We start from the raw sequence: 1,524 nt of genomic DNA, 5'->3' as shown, positions 1-1,524 counted from the left end.
TGGGGTCGTTGAGAAAGCCGAGTTTTGGCGGGGATGTTGAGCAAGCGCCCGACGACATCGGCCACTGCCGTTTGCGGCGTGTCAGGCTGGGTATGGTCTGGCGTGGGCGCCGGCACGGAACTCGGCGAAAGGTTCGGGCGAGAGCCCGGCAATGGCGGCCAGAAGGGCGGCAGCGAGCCGCTTGAGGTTGATCGCCGCCGCGGTCAGGAAAGCCTGGATGCGCATGTTGTCGAGGCCGCGCCGAACGGCGCGCGCAAGACCGTGCCAGGTCTTGGCCTCGCCGTGGACGCCCTCGACGCGCCAGCGATGCCGTTGATAGAGGCGTTTCTCCCGCTTTCCCCATTGGAGCCGCTTGCGCCGGGCCCGCAGCAGAGACGGGTGGTTGACATTGAAGACGACGACACGGGCATGGCGCGAGGGGCTGACACAGCGCGCCCGTAGCGGGCAAGGGCCGCAATCTCTGGCACTGGCGTGAAAATACTGGAACGCCCCGCGATGGAGTTTGCCCTTGGGGCGCAGGATCTTGCCACGCGGGCAGCGGGCCAGATTATGCAAGGCATCGAATTTGAACCGCCGCGTGGGAATGACCTTGCCTGGGGGTGGTTCGGCCTTGGCCGGAACGATCCCCTCGATCTGGCGATCCTCCAGGGCCCGGAAGACCTTCGCATAGGCGTATCCGGCGTCCATCGTCGCGATCGTCATCGCCCTACCGGCTGTCGCGGCCACCGCATCGAGGCGCTCGGCGACCGCCATGCCCTCGTTCTGCTCGCCCGTCGCGACTTCGACGTCGACAATGACGCCAGCGATATCGTCGACGGCAGTATGTTGCTTATAGGCCGGCTCGAGCCGGCGGTTCCGGCCGTTGGTCGCCATGGTGGCGTCGGGATCGGTCACGCACACCTTCTTGAACTTGCCACTCTGTCGGCTCTCGCGAAGGGCGTCGTCGTCGCTGTTTGCCTCCGCGACAGCTTCGACATGGCGGACGGCGAGTGCATCCCAACTGACATGGGCGCGGATCAGCGAGGCGTCGAGATGGACGACTTCGCCGGTTGCGATCCTGGCTGCAATGCAAGCCTGGACCGAGCGTTCGAAGATCCGGCGGAAGCGTTCTGCGCCCCAACGCTGGCGAATGCGCGTCAATGACGAGTGGTCGGGCAGCGGTTCATGAAGGCCGTAGCCGACGAACCAGCGGATCGCGATGTTGACCGCAGCCTCGCGCATCAGGCGACGGTCATGAACGATGCCGAGCAGGAACCCCGCCAGCATCAGGCGGACAGCAACTTCAGGGTCGATGCCCGGCCGGCCATTGTCGAGGCAGTACAGATCGGAGAGCTCGTTTCGGAGCCAGGAAAGATCGAGCACGCCGTCAACCCGGACCAGAATATGTTCGTCAGGAATAAGCTGGCGGAGCGTGCCCGAAATGAACAGCTCCAGTTGGTCCCGTTCCTTGCGACCCAGCATGCCGGCCCCCAATCCCGATCAGGATCAAGAGAATCACGCGAAGGCAGGTTTTTCAACGACCCC

The 1,524-nt window shown here is 64.6% G+C and carries 1 protein-coding gene; it reads right to left on the bottom strand.

Annotation, left to right across the window (positions count from 1 at the left end; all coding sequences use genetic code 11):
• Positions 1 to 81: 81 nt before the first annotated feature.
• Positions 82 to 1,461 carry a transposase gene (locus AC1DRP_RS36500; RefSeq protein WP_476771130.1) on the bottom strand — a complete coding sequence of 460 codons (1,380 nt, stop codon included), beginning with the start codon at positions 1,459 to 1,461 and terminating at the stop codon, positions 82 to 84.
• Between the last annotated feature and the right edge of the window lie 63 nt (positions 1,462 to 1,524).

The organism is Allobosea sp. 01N443 (genome assembly GCF_056399325.1).
This window is presented reverse-complemented; position numbering and strand designations above follow the sequence as displayed.

Coding starts and splice junctions, on each gene's coding strand:
- AC1DRP_RS36500 (WP_476771130.1), bottom strand. CDS start 1,461: ATGCTGGGTCGCAAGGAACGGGACCAACTGGAGCTGTTCATTTCGGGC.